Genomic DNA, 18,762 nt, shown 5'->3' on the forward strand with positions numbered 1-18,762 from the left:
GTATTTTTCCATTTCTTTCTTTGTAATTCTTTCAAGAATGTCAGATGTGCTTCCTTCAGTACTTACTCCTGCACGCTTAGCTTGTTTCACAACATCGGCATGAGTGATTCGCTCCAGTATCTTATTTCTCCAAAGCAACCAAAACCTCCTCTATTGAACAACAAATGTTATCAAAGAGTTTATACATCAGTTCTGGCTCCTGGCGTTCAGGAATATACACAAGAGTCTGGCATCCCGTTCCTGCTAACCAACCAGCTTCAGTATGTGCACTACGTCCACAAGGCAACACTATTACACAGGCATCACATTTTCCCATAGCCTCAAGGTCATTTGCAAATTGCCGTTCTGCTTTAGGATGATTTAGATTCTCGCGATACTCTTGAGGACTCCAATTCATATAATCCTCGCTAACGCAACTCCACTTAAACCCAGGATCACCCGACGGAGGATTTCGAAAATCATAAACTTCATGCCCTGCTTTCCTTAACCGCTCTACAACCTCTGAGTAATATTTGTTACGCCAGCTACTAGCAACATATATATTCCGTGCTCTTTTCATTCAATATTCATCCTCATTAAATAAAAAATCTTCTTTTGTTGGATAATCTGGCCAAATATCTTCTATACTATCGTATATTTCACCTTCATCTTCTATTTCCTGAAGGTTTTCTAATACTTCTAGTGGCGCTCCAGAGCGGATGGCATAATCTATAAGTTCATCCTTGGTTGCAGGCCAAGGCGCATCTTCAAGTTTTGAAGCTAATTCAAGTGTCCAATACATAATAAATATACTTTAGTTCTTTATATTATTCTAATTCGTGCGCAAAAATAATCATTTATTTTTTATAAACCAACATTTAAAACAACTATTTTATTTTTTTCTGATTCAAAATAATAATAAAATGATAGATATATATTAAAAATAGATTAACTATAAAAATTTGCGTGATTAGATATACAATTGTATCTTTGCACCGGATAAATCAAAAACATAACCGTATAAGTATTGTATTTATGGATATGTTTGTTAAACTAGTTTATAAACTAGAAGAAAAGAGAGACCAGCAGTGACATGCTCGTCTCTCTATCTTTTATGCCCACATACAATTAATTGTTATTATGGATGTTGGCATTCCTATTATTTGAATATCAAACTTCAAACTAGGTTCTATTAATGTCGAAGCATTATGTATTCTAAAACTAAATTGCCAGCCATTATCCATGTATAATTCTGCAGTATTATTACTTTTAGGCTTTAATCCAAAAGAAATAATTCTTGTTGGCAGTAACGATATTGGTATTTTTCTACTTGGCACCTTTGTCTTAGAAGCATGATTTAATGTACCTCGAAGATTAAATGCCATAAGTTGAGTCATTTTTGATGAATCTATACCAATAAGTTTATAAAAATCATATTTACCTAGTAAGTATTCAACCATACGAGAAGGAACCGTTTTATCTTTTTCATAATCCTTGTTAATTTCTTTAATAAAAGCCTTTAACAAAGGAACATATACGGTTGATTCTTTATTAGGGAGAGCACTCCAAGCAATTTTACCCCTGTTTTTTATCAGAGGGGCAAAAATTGGGGCAATTTCATCCCAATATGTTTTTGAGCATGGCATACCTAACCAACTATTGCCAAAGTCCAACACATTAGACAATCTACTATGTTTAACAGCCAGATGGTTATGCTTTACACTTATACCTATTACCCATTTTACACTATCTCGAATAATTAGAATATCTCTAACATCACCAATAATTCCTTCTTTGTCAGATTGTAATCTTATTGTGAGTATATCCCCAGAATTATCTTCTATCATAGGTTCAAGCTCACGTAAAGTTGGAATAGCAGCCAATGCTTCCTTTTTCATAATCGTCTTAGTATTCTCGTCAAGACAATTCCAATTATTCATATCCTGTATAAGGTTGTTGTTGTTTGCTACAACAACAGACCTTATTTTAGATATTTCTTCTTCGAGACATTTAACACATATGTATTCAAATGCTCTTCCGAGTTCGTCACTTTTTGGCATAAGCTAGAATTCTATAGCATCTTTAATCGCTAGGGCAATTTCATATGCAAGATTAACTGGAACAGCATTTCCAATCATCTTGTATGCATTGTCTACCTTGTCATAAATAAATTTAAAAGAGTCGGGGAAACCTTGTACTCGTGCAACCTCTCGAACAGTCATTCTTCTATACAAATGCTCTTTCCCTTCAACAAATCTACAATCATTTGTGTCAAATTTAATCATCTTTGGAGCTTGTGGATGTAATTGGCATTGTCTTCCAGATGCCTGAACAGTAAAACCTTGTTCATCCCAAGCCTTAACTCTATTTCTACTCATATAAATTGTAGAATAAGCGCCAATAAAATACTCATTGTTATTAATAGCCTCTGGATTATGATGGTTCTTTTCAAGTGCAGGTACTGCACTATCTTTTAAATCCCAAATAATATCACGTAGTGTAATTTTTTTCTTATCATCACGTGTACTACCTTCTGGAAATTTAAAATCTATATTTAAATCATTTCTAAAACCAATATAAAATACTCTTTTTCTTTCTTGAGCTACTCCATAATCTTTTGCATTAACTAAAGTAAGAGAAACATTGTAGCCACTTTCCTTGAACATATTTAATATATTCTGAACGGCACCAGAATGTCTATCCGCAAGCATACCGCTTACGTTTTCTGCTAAAAAGAATTTAGGTTTTACTTCCTGTAATATTCTTATATAGTCAAAGAAAAGCTGACCTCTAGCATCTTCAATACCACGTAAAGAACCAGCTTCACTCCAAGATTGACATGGAGGTCCACCTATTATACCATCAACATCTTTAGGGAAGTCACTTTCCTTGATATTTCTAATATCACCCCTGATTAGCTTTGTTTTGGGGTGATTTGCTTCAAAAGTTTCCCAAATAGAGGGATCAAACTCGTTTGCAACAGGTACTTCAAATCCAGCTCTTTCAAAGCCAAGATCTAGACCTCCACAACCGCTAAATAAACTTATTACTTTCATTTTTAAATTTTATATTTTATATTTTACTAGTTTTACTTCTATTAAATCAGCTGTATTATTGGGGTTTTGAACAAAAGTATCTTCTATTGTAAGATTATCAATCCTTTGAGAAAGCTCTGACAATTCATCTATGTTCTCAAAAGAATTATACTTATCACTTGGTATAATAGCCATTAACTCAAAATTACTTTCATCATATCTGTATATATCGGCAAAACTACCTACTTTAAATGGATGAGATATACCCCACATTCCCCTAGCTCTAAAAAAAGTTATTCTCAACGGGTCAACAGCATTTATATGCGCAAGTTCTTTGGTTTCTTCTAAATCTAATTCAGATGATTCTTCAATGCTTTGTTTCACACTATTAAAAACATTTTCATAACATTCTTTACTTGCACAATATACTGAACCATATACCAGGGCTAATGACTTTAAATTATTTTTCTTTTTTTCAACACAGCCAATGGCATATATTATATCTTTTACATCCCAATCTCCATTTTCTATTTCACGACAAGCCTTTGATATTTTACTATCATTTTTAAACAAATGAGATTTGGGATAGCTACTATTTAAATTAATGTTTCCGATTGACTCAACTTTTTTCACTTCAATTGCAGCTCCTCTTTTAAGAACTGCATCTGGGGGATTATTCTTTCCACCGCCATATGACAAAGCCTCTGCACGCTTCCTTGTTTTGTCAACACCACTTAAACCAAGAGAATTGGAAAAAGCATCTTTAATATACTCCTCTAAAGGCTCTCCTAACGAATGTAAACGATTATTAGAATTAGGGGAATTTCCAATAACTCTTCTATTATCTTTAATTATATTAATAATTGCAGTAATAATATTGTAATTGCTCATAAAATGACACTAATTAAATGGTATAAAATATGGTGTTATATCTAAATATTTTTGGTGTACTTGTGAACAATTTACAAATCTATAACCATTCTCTTTTTTATAAATATCAAATCTATATCGTTTTTCTCCTATCCTTAGTCCCTGTTTCCAATAGCAACCTTTTTTATAATTTTGTATTTGATCCATAGGTACGACTACTATACCACAAAGACCTATTGTAAAAATCATATATTTTACTCCTAAATCAAAATATCTATCTGCATATACATAATACCATGACAAAGCACCTTTATCATATAATCTTGAATTAGAAATGCTAATTAAATTTCCGTTTGCAGCACGATATACACCTCTTGAATGCCTTTCGGCATCCAACTTAAAATCATTAGGCAAGATTTTGTTTATATCATCAAAATCTAAAAAGGTTTTACCAGTATCACTTCTTTTCATTATATTATAAACTCAATTTGTTTTGAAAAAGAAAAATTTTCGTTCATCTTTAAAGAAGGGCGTGGAATGGTGTAGTGATACCAAGGTTTAGGACGACCTACATCAGGCAACAACCATTTAAGTCCACGCCCTTATAGAGAGCGCGAACATCCGTTGCCTCGTCTGACTGATGTGTTTGCAGAGGTCCTAATTCTGGTATCTCAGTCTTCTCAAGGATGTTCTATTGACTCAGTTTCTCTTTTGCTATTTCATTTTACTTTTCACTTTTATTAATATTAATTACTTGACTGCCATTTTTGGATGGCATCGTCCATTGTTTGGAAGTCAGCATCTGCAAGCAGTGCTATCTCCCCATTTTTGTACTCAATTCGAACAATGTCTTCGGTATCGTTGAACACGCGCTTAACTTTGTCTGTGTTTACGTTGATACATCCGTTGTTCTCATCGACTAACTTAATCAGCATATATAATGCTGCATTTCTCTTGGTTCTTGCATCCATAACGTTTAATCTCTGCAAAATTAATGGTTTTATTTGGAATATGCAAGCATTTAGTTTTTTTTAAATGAATATAGGTGTAAATTCAAAAATGCTATCTTTAGACGGTTGTGAGAATGAAACTTTATACTTAACTTTGCAGCCGAAAACCTGACTCATTCGGAACAAGGGATTCTGCACGAACTTCGTCGGCCAAATGTGCGCACAGAACTGGCTGTCCTTACGAAAAGCTAATTCCTCCGTCTGTTTAATTGGCAAGTGCTGCGAGCTGCACGATTCTTGGCAATAATGACTGTTGTAAATCCGCGAGGTCTTCAGTGAGTGCCCCTGTACGATCACTCTCGCCGCCTTGCCAAAGGTATATTTAATAATTATAATTATGGATATAGCTTTATCAATTACCAAACTCAGAACAAGTAGGCTTTATACCAGGAAAGGTTTTGCCTATAAAACAGGTATTGAGCTTAGGCATCTTATTGCAGTAGAGGAAAGACGGGTAGCTGCCACTCAAAATGACATTGAAGCAATCTGTAGAGCAATGAAGTTGAAATATGATGATTGGATTAGGTAATAAGGAACGTTATTGTATATATACTCGACTCGTTGATGATCCCAATGTACGACTGTATTACAAAGGACTGGATAAGTCGGAAAATGCATCGAGTGTACTAAGTGTAGTAGTTGGATTTTCAAAAGAAGACTCCATTGTGATGAACAAAGATACTGCAAAAGAAATATGTAGCCAACTTAATGAAAACTTAGACACTCTTCTTGCGCATGGATTCGATAAATTCAAAATTTCCCAGCTGACAGTAGTGAAAGCTGGGAAATAGTATGATTGTCGTAAAGATTATTCTTTAGACGAACCTTCTTTCTGGAATTCTTCAATTATAAAGTCGAATACAGAATATAATTCAGAAACGGATCTTTCTAATTCTTCATTATAGATCTCTGGTGCTAAAGTACGAAGTTTTGCAAAATTGAGTTTCATATCATAAAACTTAGCTTTAACCTCATTTTTTTTCTCAGACAAATCAAACTTTTCCCTGATGCCCCAATCCTTCTTCATTTGCTTTATATCATAATTTCGAATAGATTCACCATTGTCGAAATGTTCGATTTGGTCATTAAAAAGCATTTCCTTACTAACATAAGTGCGAATCAAATGAACAGTTCGGAATCTATATGATTCACCAAACCCTAGCCCTTCTTCCAATGCTACCACAATACCTTCGTTGCCATTCTCTAAAGAGTGGAACTTAACTGTCATTGGACCGACTCTATTCATCAATTTGTGAATTACTGCCTCACTGCATTCTTCAATGCCCATACGCTCTTTATAGCGACTAAAAAAATGAGGTTTGTAGACTATTGTTTGTACATTGTCCCGGTCGTCTTGACTAAGTTCATAGACAAATTTTCCATTAGATGATTCGTGAATGCAGTATATACTTGTAAGCGGTTGATTAATATTTTTCTTTGACAGAGCCAACATTGTTATAAACCAGCGATTCTTTCTAACTGTTCGCTGTTCATATCTCATTGTGACAGGAAATTGTTTTGCCTTAAGAACTTTTCTACGGAACTCTATTTTTTTATAATCTCTTTTGGCAAGGATATTTTCTAGATCGGCCTTTGATTCGTGGTCGATTTCTTCAGGAGTCATATTTGCTGTGTACATATACTTATTTCTAAAAATATATTATGGTGTCACCTTCCCAGCGGTAGTCGATAGTGACACAGACGTTGATACTAAATGATATTAAATCCACTCCGAATTCTCGGTATGCACTACGTATGTTTGTAACTGTGGGATTATACAGTTCATCCGATGTGGATTCTGGGCTTTTCTTCAAATAGCCCTGGAATTTCTCACGGAAACGATGGATACTATCAACATTGGTAGTAATCAGGCCCTGGCTCTCCTGAAAGTACTGGGGCATGAGGTTGAGCTGTTCATCTTTGTTGCAGCTAACAAAACTGAACAGTAAAGCTCCAAAGATTAATGCAACCAATGGGCGACCACATGTTGCGTTAATCTTAAGCCAAAAGCTTAAAAAGCTATTAGGAAAATCTTTCCCGTAAAACCTATTTCCCATATCTACCTGTTTATGATCTTTGTTTTCGGCAACAAAAATAAAGCAAATATTTGAAAGCACCAAAGGAATTTTGTTTTTTCCGGAAATAAAATGAAAAACCACTATGTCTATAAAGAAAATAAATCCTGCTATCAATAAGTGTAAACGTTAATGATAGCAGGACAGGATACTAGATTTTTTTAACCAATGCGTAAGTGTTTAGTGTAGAAATCCTGCAGGGGGAAGTCTTTGTTAGGAATGAATTCTATGTCGTATGAAGTGGTGATGTGTATTATTCTGTCAATTGGAATCTTGGCTGCGCGCTTGTTCGTAGAGTCGTGACAAAGGAGATAATATTTCGGGCAGTCGAACATGATATAGTACGGATGTACAACAATAACTTCTTCAGCTTTTTTGTTTGATTTACAAGTAATGAGAGCTGGCGATTTTGAACGGATATGCTGGTAAATAGACTTGAATATTTTACAAGCAGATTTAGAAGGAGTTTTCTTATAAAGCACAATAGGTTCACTTTCGACATCAACTTCAAGCATGTCAGAAAGCCTACGAGAAAGTGATTCGTAAACTAATGTACCTTGTATAGGGTCACAAAAAAGGATAGACATCAGAGCCGAATGAAGATGTTCTATCTCATCAAAAGTGAACGTATTTTTGAATATTGAATTACCGATTTGCTCATAACGATAATAGTTCTCATGACTGTGACGTTCTACGCGGATTTTCCTTCGATACACATACCGGATTGTATCGATATCGTTTCTAATGGTGTTTGTAGAAACCGGCGGAAATCCGTTAGCTTCAAGTCCGTCATTTACTGCTTCCAACATCTCTTTTACTGAGCTTCCATGTTGTCTGTTTAATAGGCGGTCGATGATAATTTCTCGAGCCGCAGCATGTTTTGTATTTGCCATTTTTGCTATAATTAAATCTAATGTTCCGTAAACGAGATGCAAAATTATAAAATAAATATTCAATAATAACAGATACCATCTGAAAACAGAATGACATCGTGCACTTTTTCCGAAATATGAACTAAACTGTTACAAATTGACTGGAAAAGATGGCAATTTACATAATACCACCCAATGAAATAGGATATGTTTCATGCTGGGGAAACTTCTCACAACCGATGTAGAGGGTATCAAAAGCATCGGTGCCGTCGGTTCGATGCTCGAGCAGGTCCTCTTCAGACTCGGGCTGCTTCTCCATAGACTTGTTCTTGCGGAAGCCCAACCTGCCCCGCTCTACCCCAGCCGACTGGATTGCCAGTATGAGATCGTCGTTGTTCTGACGATTGAAGAACGGCATGAGGCGCTGCTTACCAGCGAAGCCCTGATTGATGAGCAGGTACTTCTCATCGTGGCGCATAGGGTTGCCCAGGTACACATCCTGTACCTGCCACCCGTGGCGCTCAAATTCATGGACGACGACGTAGCGGAAGTCCTGGTCATTCACGGCATAGTTCGAGCCGAGGGCCGTGGCGTCGTAGTAGAAGATAACCGTCTTGTTCTGATGATAAGCGTAGTACGCGCAGAAATCATCGACCAAGGCGGGAATCTTACGCTCGAACTTGACGTAGAAGGATTTGAGAATATTCAGGCGGGAGCCAGATGGCTGGCCGGCTACAATCCAGTTGATATTGGCATTGTAGTCCATGCCGATGCAAATCGGGGCCAGGGGATTCACATCCTCGTCGGTGCGGCTGTCAAGCTGAGAGCCGAGGGTGCTGAACTGCGAAGCTGCTTTGATGTCGTAGTTCTGAAGGCTCGTCTCCTTCAGAATCTTGTCGTAACCGAGCTCGTCGAGGTACGCAAAGTTCGAGGCATCATACTTGTGGTGCTCCTGCATCGAGGAGTAAAAACCGTCGTGTGTGATGCCGATACGCTGGCAAAGGATACTGGTCTGAAACGTCTTGGGTGTCAAGTCACGTTTCATCTGACGCAGATACTCTTCGCCCAGGAGCTGCAGATTCTCAATGGTGCTGTACTCTTTGTAGTACACCGCCACTGAGCGGAACTTGTTGAGCGACTGGTCCAACCATTTCAAGTAGCCTTTCAGGTACTGAGGAATGGGCTGGTGCTGCTCTTTCAGACGGGCGATACGTTCCTTTGTCTCCCAAATCTTATAGATGGTGCCCTGAATGGTGGCAATCAGTTCTGGGTCCATCTTCTCTCGATAATGCAAGAACCAGGAGCCTTTCTGGGTCTGGGGCATATCGGATAGAACCATCATTGAGTGATTGAACGAATGATGGCCGAAATATGAGCGAATACCGCCGTTAGCGGGAAGTGTCTCATCTTTCAGTTTGTTGTAATCAATGAACTTGGCTTCGTCTATTAGCAGCCAAGAGAGTGTCAGAGAGTTAGAAGATCCAGGACGGTCCTGAGAGATGATAACTGCTATGGATCCGTTGTAGAACGTGATGACGTGTTCATAGTCAGCAGGTTCGGTAATTGGCTTGGCAAATGACCTCGGAGGCTTGCGACCAACGACGTAGTGGATACCGTTGAGATAGCCCCAGCGCTTCCATGCTGCAAGCAGACCAGGAATGGTGTTTGTCAGGCCGTGTTTGAATGTTGGAACCACAATTCCCCCAGTGGAACCGGGCATTCTCTGCATATTCCTTAAGACGAATGGCGAGGCTATGGAGTCTGTTTTACCGGTACGGCGACCAGCGACAATGACGGTTGTCTTGGCACCGATGTACTGTGCCATTAGCTGGGGCTTGTTGAAGTACACGCGCTTTTCGTGCTTACGGGCTTCATTGTCCCATTGCTTCAGGAGTTCAGGGTTTGTATGAGGGGATTGTGTGGACATAATAATACCTTTGCTTTTAGGGCAAAGGTATTATTTACTGACAAGACGAAGAAAGACATGGAATATTGTTCAAATCGATACTTAGTAACAACCGCCAATTATCAACATCGTCACTCTTTTATTATGCCTTGTTAAATCTTTATTTTGTTAGGAGGATATGCTACGTTGTTCTTGAATAGGAGCTCCTGTAGCACATTGATATAATCATTCTGCTTTTCAACAATACTCTTGAATTTAGATAGTTTATCCTCTGAAAGCAGTGAAGAAACCATACGTGATTCAAGAATCGTTGATTGGCTCTTGGACTGTTTACAATGCTTGAGTTCCTGCTCTAACTGAGTGATTCTTACTCGTGCCTCTTTCAGCTTTCTTTTGGCTTCTGATGCATTTTCTTGAACTTTCTTGGCTTCAATGTAAAACCTCGCCCATTTATCTTGGTCTTTTCTATAAGCCTTGAGAATGTACTTCATCCTTACCTCGAAAGGAATCTCGTCATCATCCAGTATATATTTGCGACCGATAAACTCGTAGTCGCTCTCTTCTTCGTCTATTCGAGAATTTAATTCTTTCATTGATAAATAACTTGTTAGAACCTTGGTTTATATTAAACGAGTGCAAAGGTATATAAATCCATTTAATTATCCAAAGGTTTATATGGAAAATGCAGGAAAAAGGGGAAGAGCGCCGATGTATTGAGCAATCAGCTTGGGAGTGTTGAAGTGCACGCGCTTTTCGTGCTGGTGTGCTTCGGAGTCCCATTGCTTCAGGAGATCTGGGCTTGTATTAGGGGATTGTGTGGACATAATAATACCTCGCTTTTGAGGCAAAGGTAAGTATTACTTATCGGTAGTAGAAAGACACTTACGCTATATTATTGGTGGCGGAAGTGGTCCGCGCCAATTGTGATTCTGAAACCACCAGTTCTTTTTCTTGCGCTTTCGTGGCTTCTTTTCCTCAGGCTCGGCTCTAATTATTGCAAGCACTATACCTATAAAGAATACTATTCCAAATATGTATATCATATTTTATATTTTTCTTTTTTTGGCAAATATAGGGAATTATTTTGAGAAATGCAAGTGGGAAAGGAAATTTTTGTTATTCTTGGGGCTTTTCGTCGAAAATCTCCTCGAAATTCATGTCGGCTTCCTCGTACTCGATATTGAGCGTATCAGGATTAGAAGCGCCCAGTTCCTTGGTAAGCTTCTTGATACGCTCGTCGATATTTGGTACGGGATTAATACCAACGACACGCGGATCGGTGGTAGGAAAGAAGGGCTGCACTACTATCATATGATAAGGTACTGCAGACTCGTCTTCGACATCGATGCGGTTGTACTTAGCATACGAGGTGGCCGCTTTTTCCATCGTTTTCGTATCCTTGCGCTTCTTGGCCATCTGGTATGTCTCGAGAATCATCTCGTTATAGCGCCAACGGTGGAAGTCGCGGGTGGCCTCACTTAAGTTAGGCAGCAGCGACTTCACGATTTTCAAGTCAGCGTAGGCAGTGACTTTGCTCAGGCCGTAACGTTGCATAATCTCATCAACGAACTGGCGATCCTTGGCATCAGGGTTAGCGATGCACCAAGTGACCATATCGCGTAGGCGAAGGATATGGTCGACTTGGGGGATGGCGTACTTTTCCTCTAACTCAGATTTCTGAGTGTAGAGGTCCGTACGGGCGATATCGACGATACTTGGTAATGGCATAAAGAAGATACGGATTACAATGTTATTTACTCGTCATCCTCCATATCCATGAGGTTTTTCTGAGCGTTTTCCAACGCGAGGGGGCTGCCGACATAGGCTAACTGCATTTCTTGGTGCAATAGTTTTACCTTTGATGCAGCCTTTCCTTTATGGTAGCGTTTGCTTACTTCAGTAGAACGATCGGCAATATCCTCGCGGAGCTGCTCGGCGGGGATATCGAATAGTACGGCTATATCTGAGATTTTCAGATAGATAGAGGCGTACTGCTCTACTTGATTGAGCTGTTCGGGGGTGTATTCTATTGTAGTCATCGTGATTATTCTGCTTGGATACGCTGAGAGAAAAGGTCAGTTAGCGGAACGCTGTGATTATTGATTAAATCAGTAACCTCTGCGTGGAGCGTGGCGAAAATGGCTTTGTCCGTAGAGATAAAAGCTGACTCGTGGCGATTTCCACGTGTCAGATTCTGTGAGGTAATGACTGAGACTGTCTGACCGGACTCAGCCTGTACCAACAGGATCTTCGAGTGATTGTCAGTAAGATAAGTACGCTGGATGACCTGTGTCATGAATGACCAGAGCTTCAGTGTCTTATTCGTGGCCTTGTGGTCGAGAACCAGATTAAACTCGGTGACTCTCCCACTCTTTTCTATGAAAAACAGGCGGCGTAGGAATTCCTCGGAGATGGAGAATGAAGTTTGCCACACCTTGGCATTTCCTACCTGCTCCAGTATCCATTCAAGGAGGTCAGCCACCTGAACGGCATTGGAGAGGTAGGCTTGTGAAGGACACTCGGCGAGCGGCTTCACAACGTCAGCCATAGATGCGGTACGCTTCATTCTTTCTTAGCGGTCTTCTTTGTGGTACGCTTTGCTGTGGTCTTTGCCTTTTTAGGCTTGGATTTTTCGGCTTCATCAGTAGGATTAACCACATCTGGCTCGGGATTAACCGAAGTAGATGAAGAAGAGCCGATGATGTAATGATCGTAGATATCCCAGTTCGAGACACGTTTCTTATCGAGAGTAATGATTTCCTTCAGGAAAGGATATCGCTCGCTATCTGGACAGGTAGTGTTATCTAGGCTCAGTGTGCGCAACTTCAAATGCAGCTCACGCATACGATGAACGATATCCAGATTCTCTACATAGAGTGCCTGAACTTCCTCAGGAAGTGAGTCATGATCAGCGCGCTTACCCGCTTTGAAGTCTGCGTATTCCGCTGATTTGTTGGGTGATACAGAATTATTATCTACTAATTCTGAAGCAACTACTGATGGAATAGCCAAATCTGGCTTAATTACAGATTTAGCGATTTCATCGACCTTTGCCTGCATGGCTTCCACCTCGTCATGGGTGAGCTTCTGCAGGCGGAAATTGAGGTATTTCTGCAGCTGACCCTTGATGAATTCGGCTTTTCCCTTGGGATTAACCGAAATGTTATGGTACATGATACGGTTGCCCGAAAGCTGAAGCAGCATGAGGGCTCCGGCATCCCAATTCTTTTCACTGTCAGGTGTGTTCATCCAGGCCTGCAGGGTGTTCGTAAAAGTATTATCTTGTTTCATACATTTAATATGTTTTGTACGGATTAATGTGAACTAAAATTCTATAATATACTTTAGAGTTTGTTGTTTATCCCGCTGAAAAACAGCAAGTTCTTGTTGTACGGCTCTAACGCTCGAAGCATTGCTTGAAGTGTCTGACCTGTGGTAACAAAGTCATCAAAGCAGATAATATTCTGTTCATCTGGAACTTGTTGAACATTGAAGATGGCCCCTACTCGCTGTTTTGTCCTACAGGTACAAACATCCTCGTAAAACGGGATGTTCAAGAGGTGGGCAATCTGCTCGGAGATGCGAGTGGCAAAGTTCTTCACCAGGTGACGACGCTTCGGCGTGGTAATGATGCACCAGGAGCCGCGTGAGAGGTCCGGACCGATGATATCAGAAATAAATGATTTCATCGTGCCGGCAAAGAACGGAACCATCGAATCATCGGCTTTGATTTCGGTGAGAGTACGGCCATAGACGGACTTCTGCCAATACGAGAGGAAAAAGAGCCCGGAACGGCGTGTCAGGCGTGGGCGCGGTGTGAAGTCGCAACGCGCTTCCACCGTCTTATCCCATCCTTTGCGCTTCTGCTCTGCAAATATATCTTGCTCGCGCTTTGCCTGAATATCTTTTAGAGCAAGCTGCGCACTCCCGATATCAGGGACTTCTATCTCTGATAGCAGTTCGCCCATATCTATTGGAGTGCGCATCTTCTAGTGAAGTTTTAAAGGATTAGTCGCCAATTGGCTCGCCGGCTTTAAGTATAGAGATTGTGAACCACAGCTCAATCGAATTTCCTGAAGCAGAGTCGCCTCTATAGACATCAATCGTATTTGGATAAGAGATACTGCCGCTCCACAAAGCCTCTGAGCCTCCGTTAGATACTGGAATCTGGGCTTCTGACTCTTTGTTGTTATAAACGATAGACAAACCATTCATGTTTTTGCCGGTAATCTTGATTGATTTTATCGGGCCATAAGCGCTTTGATTGCCATGTTTACTTACGGTATATGGATAATTGTTTATATATACTGTGTTATCATACGAAGGCGTACCACCTGTGCTGGTATTGCCGCTAGACGAGCTACCAGTATTCTGATTCGGGTTGCCCTCAGGATTGATGGTACCCTCATCGGCTTCGATAGAGCCAGCATAGAAAGGCGCTGGGCACTCATCCGTAGCTTCCACATTAATAGTGGTGGAAGTACTGCCTGTAGCCCCCTGGCCAAGGTCCTGAGTGACAGTAGTCTTGGTAGGCCACTTGTCAGAGCCTACGACACGGAAGGCACCACGCATATCCTCGACAAGGAACACGTTGTCATTGTTATTGAGGTATGCTGCAGCTGCTGTAGCTTCGGCTTCGACACCAGGGTGAACGGCTACCAGCTTGTTCAACTGTGTCTGCGATGGGTACTCGCCCTGAGCCTCAGATGTCAGCTGTGACTTGTCGGAGATGATATCGATGAACTTCCACTTCACATCAGAGCGCAGAATGAAGTCGCCTGAGTAGGAAGCAGATGTCAGACGGCCGTTGGCATCATGCTGGAGCGTGGGCCACTTAACAATGTCATACTTAGAGATATAATAGATACGGCGTTTTACGCCTGGTAGCTCGGGGCGTCCTTGACACCAAGCTAGTGATTTTTGTATTGAAGAACAATTTGGCATGATGTATTATTAGTAATGGTTATTGAAAATTAAAGCAGATTAGTCACCCCATGACTCATCTTCGTCATTGCTGCTTGAGCTTGTAACAAGTTCGATGGTAAACCAGACAACAACTTGTTTGTTATCTCCCTGGCCCTCAGTTCGACGAATAGTTATTGTTTTGGGAGCAGTAATATTTCCATTCCATGTGGCTACTGTGCCTGCTGGGTATTCAACGTCTATATCAGATTCTAATTCTCCTTGATATTCATAGGTAATAGAAGTCATGTTCTTACCAGTGAATTTCATCGAGCTCAGATTACCTGCGATAGTAAGCTTGCTTCCCTTGGTGATATTATATAACACGCCATTGAGATATACTCCTGAGTCATAAACAGGAACGCTGCTACCGCCACCAGAAGAACTACCACCAGAAGACTGGCTAGAGTTACCATCCTCATTTATTGTGCCTTCGTCAACCACGATTCTTCCGGCATAGAATGGAGCGGGACACTCATCGGTAGCTTCTACATTAATAGTGGTAGAAGTGGTACCAGTAACTCCCTGTCCGAGATCCTGAGTAACAGTAGTCTTGGTAGGCCATTTTTCTGAGCCAACGACACGGAAGGCACCACGCATATCCTCGACAAGGAACACATTGTCATTGTTATTGAGGTATGCTGCAGCTGCGGTGGCTTCGGCTTCAACACCAGGATGAACGGCTACCAGTTTGTTCAACTGTGTCTGTGAAGGATATTCGCCCTGGGCCTCAGATGTCAGCTGTGACTTATCAGAGATGATATCGATTAACTTCCACTTCACATCTGCTCGCAGGGTAAAGTCGCCTGAATATGCAGCCGAAGCCAGACGACCGTTGGCATCATGCTGGAGCGTGGGCCACTTTACGATGTCATACTTAGAGATATAATAGATACGGCGTTTAACGCCAGGTAGCTCGGGGCGTCCTTGACACCAAGCAAGCGATTTTTGTAGTGATGAGCAATCTGCCATATAAAATAAGGATTAAGCGTTAAAAATGGGAGCCAGAGCCTTCACAAGTACTGGCTCCCCAAAACTCAATATTATGAATACAGAAAATGAAAGAGTTCGAAACGAATTCAAGTAAAAGCGATGTTTAGTCGCCAATAGGGCCGCTTCCACCACCAGTGCCGGCATTGTTGTTGGTACTTGTTGGCTCAGTACCAGCAATCTCAATGACCTTCAGGCGGCGCTTGTCGATAGACTCGAACTGGCAGCCGAAGAACATGGTAGCAATATATGAGAGAATGAATGGCTCATACTCCTTGACCATGACAGTCTCGGTGTCGCCCATCTGGTCGTAGCCCACGAGCATGTTGATCTTGGGTGAGACGTGAATGAACTTCGAGTCTGCCTTGTTCGCCAACGGACAGAGAATCAGTTTCCCGTTCGAGCCCTCGACGGCGGTCTGATTGTACTGGTTGTTGTAGTTGATACCAGCGTGGGACAAGAGGTAGCCCTCGTTGTACTTGTCAGCGAAGTCCTGCGAACAGTACATGTAACAGGTCTGAGCGCGGAGATGAGGATCCAGAGAGAAGAGAACGGCCTTGGCGATATCCACGGCATTGGCGGTGGTGATTTCGTCGGTAAACTTCAAATAGTTGCCTTCTTCCTTAGAAATCTTTCCACTTGTGATTTCCTGGGCGGTGATGGTATCGAAGCCATCGAAGAGATCCAGAGTAGTATCACCAGAAGCATTGCGCTTACCTGCCCAGATGGCGTTGTTCAGATTCTCAGAAAGCGATTTGGCAATCAAGGCCAATACATGCTTTGCGGTGGGTGCCTGCATCTGTCCGTCGCCCTTGGTGTCGCCGATGGCGCCAAGAAGGGTGCTGATGGCTGAGTTAGGCTCAAACTGGGCTACTACGGAACCGAAGAACGTCTCCAGTGTACGGAAATCCATGTCGAGATTGAAGTTAGAACGGCGTGCGGGCTTGTAGGGGGCGAACTGTGCGTTGCCATTGAGAGCAGCCACGCTTTCCTTATAACGGATGCCTGGACGGCCTGTCATGAACTTCAGTGTGTCCTGAATGCCGATGATGGGCAACATGAGGAGGTCCTTGCGGTACTTACGTGCCGCGTCCTGGTACTCCTCGAGCGTAAAGTTAAGTTTTCCTGCCATAGGATTCTTTTAGTGTTTAGTGATTGTTTGTGTTGATGTTTAAGGGAGCGAGTCGAAAAGCGACTGAGCATTAGCACGAGACTCAAAATACTGTTCGGCCTCCGATTTTTCGGCAGGCTGATCGGTATGCTTGTCATTAACTACGTGGGCTGTAGTGTCACCGGGCTTCTGCTTCAAGGTGGCCACTTCTGCCTGCAGCTGTGTGTTAGCATCAGTCAGAGACTGCTTTTCACTCTTAAGAGTGGTAATCTGCGCGTTGAGGTCGCTGATGGTCTGCTTGTCTGCGCTAATAGCAGACTCGATGTCCTCCATCTGAGAGTCCGAAAGCGTGATTTTGCCTTCATTGCTCATCAGGTGCTCACAAGTCAGGATAGCACAGATAGATTTGAAGATCTTTTTCATTGGTGTTTGTGTTGAATTATTTGTGGATTGGATTTTCTGATTGCTGAATAACTGTCCCAATGCACCAAGGAACTTGGCGAATGCAGACTGCTCCTGGGCGGTGAGATGCATTGTGGGCATATTCGGGATGGGAATTCCTGCAGCAGACATTGCACAGGCCATTGTGTCGGTAAGGACTGGAGCTGATTCATCAGCGTAGTCCGTAAGTTCATCAACAAAGCCCCACTCCAGTGCCTCCTTTGCTGTGAGCCAACCGCCTTCTTTCATCAGTGCAAGAAGGGCCTCGGGCTCTTTCTTGCAACGTGTGGCATACATCTGGGCGATGTTAGCGTCCAGTTTGTCTAAGTCAGCCTTCTGGTGCTCGATATTGGCGATGAGCGCCTGCAGGCCGTCAGAGTTGAGCTGGCCCCACTCGAAGAAGCCTACGCTGCATTTATGAACCAGGTACATGGCCGAAGAATCCATTGTGATGTGCTTGGCGCCGAGGCTGGCGATTGTTGCAGCCGAGGCGTTCATTCCAACGAAATGCACATTCACATTGCCATGGAGCTTGAAAGCCGAGAAAATACTCAAGGCGGTAGATGACTGACCACCGAGCGAGTCAATCAGAACGTTGACCTCTGTATCCTTATGCTTGGAGAGCACGTAGTCAACGTAATCAGCATCGAAGTCATATCCTCCGACGAAACCCTTCAGGTGAAGCTGATAAGTGTTAGTTTTTGTGTTGGATGCCATAATTCAAATGATTATGGCGCAAAGATAATTACCTTTTATATAGGGGGAAAAGACGGAAAAAGCGAAGATTTACTCTTCGCTTTCTCTATAGATTCTTTAGAAAAGGAACTCTATTCAAGACGTCTTCCTCTATAGTAATCATGAAATGCATCTTTGGCATAGCCGTCGCCAGTGTATTTAAACGAACCCGCAGAGGCCCCCTCTATCTTTTTACCATAATAGAACACATCAAAGGCGTCCTTGGCGTAACCTCCTTCCAACAACTTAAAACTACCGGCAGAAGCATCAATCTTTCTTCCATGATAGAAAACATTAAATGCATCCTTGGCATAGCCCTCACCAATCTCCTTGAACGAACTAGGAGACGCGTCGATTTTCTTATCTCCGTAATAGACGTTGCGATCTGATTTATAATAGTCATCGTACCTTCTGCCGTGGTCATAACTATCATAGTGGTCGCGGAAGTGTGATTTAGAGTGCGGTTTTAAACGGAAAGAAGATGGGTCGACATATTCCAAGACACGACCGTCGAGATATACATTGTCGCAGTCTTTTGCATAACCACAACCTAAATCCACGAACGTACGAGCATCGGCATATGGCATCGACTCTCTTTCGAAATATACTCTACCTCGGTCGATTCTATACGACTGTGCAAAGCTCGACATACTCCATCCAACTAATCCTATCACCATGAGTGACTTAAGTGAAAATGCTATCTGTTTCATAACCTTTACAATTTTGAATCTTAAATTTCTGATGCAAAGGTATGACATTTCCATGAAAACACCATA

24 protein-coding genes are annotated in these 18,762 nt (G+C 41.6%); 2 read left to right on the forward strand and 22 right to left on the reverse strand.

Annotation, left to right across the window (positions count from 1 at the left end; genetic code table 11):
* Positions 1-121 precede the first annotated feature (121 nt).
* The 7 genes from PRU_RS16260 to PRU_RS04840 all read right to left on the reverse strand — a co-directional run bounded on the left by PRU_RS16260 (position 122) and on the right by PRU_RS04840 (position 4,855).
* Positions 122-397 carry a TIR domain-containing protein gene (locus PRU_RS16260; RefSeq protein ID WP_224083020.1) on the reverse strand — a complete coding sequence of 92 codons (276 nt, stop codon included), beginning with the start codon at positions 395-397 and terminating at the stop codon, positions 122-124.
* 162 nt (positions 398-559) lie between these two features.
* A complete protein-coding gene (locus PRU_RS04815) occupies positions 560-781 on the reverse strand; it encodes a DUF2795 domain-containing protein (RefSeq protein WP_013064562.1) in 222 nt (73 codons plus the stop codon).
* A 310-nt stretch (positions 782-1,091) separates the two neighbouring features.
* Positions 1,092-2,039: a HaeIII family restriction endonuclease gene (locus PRU_RS04820; RefSeq protein WP_013063750.1), complete on the reverse strand. Its 948-nt coding sequence runs from the start codon at positions 2,037-2,039 to the stop codon at positions 1,092-1,094.
* A 3-nt stretch (positions 2,040-2,042) separates the two neighbouring features.
* Positions 2,043-3,035, reverse strand: a complete 993-nt coding sequence (locus tag PRU_RS04825; RefSeq protein WP_013063123.1) for a DNA cytosine methyltransferase — start codon at positions 3,033-3,035, stop codon at positions 2,043-2,045.
* Positions 3,036-3,044: 9 nt separating this feature from the next.
* Entirely contained in the window at positions 3,045-3,905 is an 861-nt protein-coding gene (locus tag PRU_RS04830; RefSeq protein ID WP_013065582.1) for an NgoPII family restriction endonuclease, read from the reverse strand.
* Positions 3,906-3,914: 9 nt separating this feature from the next.
* Positions 3,915-4,355, reverse strand: coding sequence for a hypothetical protein (locus PRU_RS04835; protein ID WP_041385705.1), 441 nt, complete (start codon positions 4,353-4,355; stop codon positions 3,915-3,917).
* Positions 4,356-4,630: 275 nt separating this feature from the next.
* Positions 4,631-4,855, reverse strand: coding sequence for a hypothetical protein (locus PRU_RS04840; protein WP_041385706.1), 225 nt, complete (start codon positions 4,853-4,855; stop codon positions 4,631-4,633).
* A gap of 376 nt (positions 4,856-5,231) precedes the next feature.
* Here PRU_RS04840 and PRU_RS04845 point away from each other — a divergent pair, with 376 nt between their 5' ends.
* Positions 5,232-5,423 (forward strand): hypothetical protein, encoded by a 192-nt coding sequence (locus PRU_RS04845; RefSeq protein WP_028907040.1) that lies wholly within the window; start codon positions 5,232-5,234, stop codon positions 5,421-5,423.
* Entirely contained in the window at positions 5,404-5,685 is a 282-nt protein-coding gene (locus PRU_RS04850) for a hypothetical protein (RefSeq protein ID WP_041385707.1), read from the forward strand. Before PRU_RS04845 ends, PRU_RS04850 begins: the two co-directional genes overlap by 20 nt.
* A 17-nt stretch (positions 5,686-5,702) precedes the next feature.
* Here the strand turns inward: PRU_RS04850 and PRU_RS04855 are convergent, their stop codons facing one another.
* From PRU_RS04855 to PRU_RS04925, 15 genes are all read right to left on the reverse strand, one after another.
* Positions 5,703-6,518, reverse strand: a complete 816-nt coding sequence (locus PRU_RS04855; RefSeq protein WP_013065505.1) for a hypothetical protein — start codon at positions 6,516-6,518, stop codon at positions 5,703-5,705.
* Positions 6,519-6,543: 25 nt separating this feature from the next.
* On the reverse strand, positions 6,544-7,086 hold the full coding sequence (locus PRU_RS04860) for a hypothetical protein (RefSeq protein ID WP_041385711.1): 543 nt from the start codon (positions 7,084-7,086) through the stop codon (positions 6,544-6,546).
* A 44-nt stretch (positions 7,087-7,130) separates the two neighbouring features.
* The gene (locus tag PRU_RS04865) at positions 7,131-7,862 is read right to left on the reverse strand and encodes a helix-turn-helix transcriptional regulator (RefSeq protein WP_041385712.1); all 732 of its coding nucleotides are present in this window, start codon (positions 7,860-7,862) and stop codon (positions 7,131-7,133) included.
* Between the two features lie 157 nt (positions 7,863-8,019).
* A complete protein-coding gene (locus tag PRU_RS04870; protein WP_013063882.1) occupies positions 8,020-9,768 on the reverse strand; it encodes a hypothetical protein in 1,749 nt (582 codons plus the stop codon).
* 131 nt (positions 9,769-9,899) lie between these two features.
* Positions 9,900-10,340: a hypothetical protein gene (locus tag PRU_RS04875; protein WP_013063301.1), complete on the reverse strand. Its 441-nt coding sequence runs from the start codon at positions 10,338-10,340 to the stop codon at positions 9,900-9,902.
* Positions 10,341-10,863: 523 nt separating this feature from the next.
* On the reverse strand, positions 10,864-11,475 hold the full coding sequence (locus PRU_RS04880; protein WP_041385714.1) for a hypothetical protein: 612 nt from the start codon (positions 11,473-11,475) through the stop codon (positions 10,864-10,866).
* Between the two features lie 26 nt (positions 11,476-11,501).
* On the reverse strand, positions 11,502-11,786 hold the full coding sequence (locus PRU_RS04885) for a hypothetical protein (RefSeq protein ID WP_013063214.1): 285 nt from the start codon (positions 11,784-11,786) through the stop codon (positions 11,502-11,504).
* Between the two features lie 5 nt (positions 11,787-11,791).
* Complete coding sequence (locus PRU_RS04890; RefSeq protein WP_049769081.1) at positions 11,792-12,313, reverse strand: hypothetical protein; 522 nt, start codon at positions 12,311-12,313, stop codon at positions 11,792-11,794.
* Positions 12,310-13,038, reverse strand: coding sequence for a hypothetical protein (locus PRU_RS04895; RefSeq protein ID WP_041385715.1), 729 nt, complete (start codon positions 13,036-13,038; stop codon positions 12,310-12,312). Before PRU_RS04895 ends, PRU_RS04890 begins: the two co-directional genes overlap by 4 nt.
* A gap of 53 nt (positions 13,039-13,091) precedes the next feature.
* Complete coding sequence (locus PRU_RS04900) at positions 13,092-13,715, reverse strand: hypothetical protein (RefSeq protein WP_224083021.1); 624 nt, start codon at positions 13,713-13,715, stop codon at positions 13,092-13,094.
* 40 nt (positions 13,716-13,755) lie between these two features.
* Positions 13,756-14,691, reverse strand: a complete 936-nt coding sequence (locus PRU_RS16025) for a hypothetical protein (RefSeq protein ID WP_013063853.1) — start codon at positions 14,689-14,691, stop codon at positions 13,756-13,758.
* Positions 14,692-14,730: 39 nt separating this feature from the next.
* Positions 14,731-15,681 (reverse strand): hypothetical protein, encoded by a 951-nt coding sequence (locus PRU_RS16030; protein ID WP_074684074.1) that lies wholly within the window; start codon positions 15,679-15,681, stop codon positions 14,731-14,733.
* A 124-nt stretch (positions 15,682-15,805) separates the two neighbouring features.
* Positions 15,806-16,831 (reverse strand): hypothetical protein, encoded by a 1,026-nt coding sequence (locus PRU_RS04915; protein ID WP_177168197.1) that lies wholly within the window; start codon positions 16,829-16,831, stop codon positions 15,806-15,808.
* A 39-nt stretch (positions 16,832-16,870) separates the two neighbouring features.
* Entirely contained in the window at positions 16,871-17,968 is a 1,098-nt protein-coding gene (locus PRU_RS04920; protein ID WP_013064795.1) for a Clp protease ClpP, read from the reverse strand.
* 110 nt (positions 17,969-18,078) lie between these two features.
* Positions 18,079-18,663 carry a DKNYY domain-containing protein gene (locus PRU_RS04925; protein ID WP_224083022.1) on the reverse strand — a complete coding sequence of 195 codons (585 nt, stop codon included), beginning with the start codon at positions 18,661-18,663 and terminating at the stop codon, positions 18,079-18,081.
* Between the last annotated feature and the right edge of the window lie 99 nt (positions 18,664-18,762).

It is taken from the genome of Xylanibacter ruminicola 23, assembly GCF_000025925.1.
Classification (GTDB): Bacteria; Bacteroidota; Bacteroidia; order Bacteroidales; family Bacteroidaceae; genus Prevotella; species Prevotella ruminicola.

Coding starts and splice junctions, on each gene's coding strand:
- PRU_RS16260 (WP_224083020.1), bottom strand. CDS start 397: ATGAATTGGAGTCCTCAAGAGTATCGCGAGAATCTAAATCATCCTAAA.
- PRU_RS04815 (WP_013064562.1), bottom strand. CDS start 781: ATGTATTGGACACTTGAATTAGCTTCAAAACTTGAAGATGCGCCTTGG.
- PRU_RS04820 (WP_013063750.1), bottom strand. CDS start 2,039: ATGCCAAAAAGTGACGAACTCGGAAGAGCATTTGAATACATATGTGTT.
- PRU_RS04825 (WP_013063123.1), bottom strand. CDS start 3,035: ATGAAAGTAATAAGTTTATTTAGCGGTTGTGGAGGTCTAGATCTTGGC.
- PRU_RS04830 (WP_013065582.1), bottom strand. CDS start 3,905: ATGAGCAATTACAATATTATTACTGCAATTATTAATATAATTAAAGAT.
- PRU_RS04835 (WP_041385705.1), bottom strand. CDS start 4,355: ATGAAAAGAAGTGATACTGGTAAAACCTTTTTAGATTTTGATGATATA.
- PRU_RS04840 (WP_041385706.1), bottom strand. CDS start 4,855: ATGGATGCAAGAACCAAGAGAAATGCAGCATTATATATGCTGATTAAG.
- PRU_RS04845 (WP_028907040.1), top strand. CDS start 5,232: ATGGATATAGCTTTATCAATTACCAAACTCAGAACAAGTAGGCTTTAT.
- PRU_RS04850 (WP_041385707.1), top strand. CDS start 5,404: ATGATGATTGGATTAGGTAATAAGGAACGTTATTGTATATATACTCGA.
- PRU_RS04855 (WP_013065505.1), bottom strand. CDS start 6,518: ATGACTCCTGAAGAAATCGACCACGAATCAAAGGCCGATCTAGAAAAT.
- PRU_RS04865 (WP_041385712.1), bottom strand. CDS start 7,862: ATGGCAAATACAAAACATGCTGCGGCTCGAGAAATTATCATCGACCGC.
- PRU_RS04870 (WP_013063882.1), bottom strand. CDS start 9,768: ATGTCCACACAATCCCCTCATACAAACCCTGAACTCCTGAAGCAATGG.
- PRU_RS04875 (WP_013063301.1), bottom strand. CDS start 10,340: ATGAAAGAATTAAATTCTCGAATAGACGAAGAAGAGAGCGACTACGAG.
- PRU_RS04880 (WP_041385714.1), bottom strand. CDS start 11,475: ATGCCATTACCAAGTATCGTCGATATCGCCCGTACGGACCTCTACACT.
- PRU_RS04885 (WP_013063214.1), bottom strand. CDS start 11,786: ATGACTACAATAGAATACACCCCCGAACAGCTCAATCAAGTAGAGCAG.
- PRU_RS04890 (WP_049769081.1), bottom strand. CDS start 12,313: ATGAAGCGTACCGCATCTATGGCTGACGTTGTGAAGCCGCTCGCCGAG.
- PRU_RS04895 (WP_041385715.1), bottom strand. CDS start 13,038: ATGAAACAAGATAATACTTTTACGAACACCCTGCAGGCCTGGATGAAC.
- PRU_RS04900 (WP_224083021.1), bottom strand. CDS start 13,715: ATGGGCGAACTGCTATCAGAGATAGAAGTCCCTGATATCGGGAGTGCG.
- PRU_RS16025 (WP_013063853.1), bottom strand. CDS start 14,691: ATGCCAAATTGTTCTTCAATACAAAAATCACTAGCTTGGTGTCAAGGA.
- PRU_RS16030 (WP_074684074.1), bottom strand. CDS start 15,681: ATGGCAGATTGCTCATCACTACAAAAATCGCTTGCTTGGTGTCAAGGA.
- PRU_RS04915 (WP_177168197.1), bottom strand. CDS start 16,831: ATGGCAGGAAAACTTAACTTTACGCTCGAGGAGTACCAGGACGCGGCA.
- PRU_RS04920 (WP_013064795.1), bottom strand. CDS start 17,968: ATGGCATCCAACACAAAAACTAACACTTATCAGCTTCACCTGAAGGGT.
- PRU_RS04925 (WP_224083022.1), bottom strand. CDS start 18,663: ATGGTGATAGGATTAGTTGGATGGAGTATGTCGAGCTTTGCACAGTCG.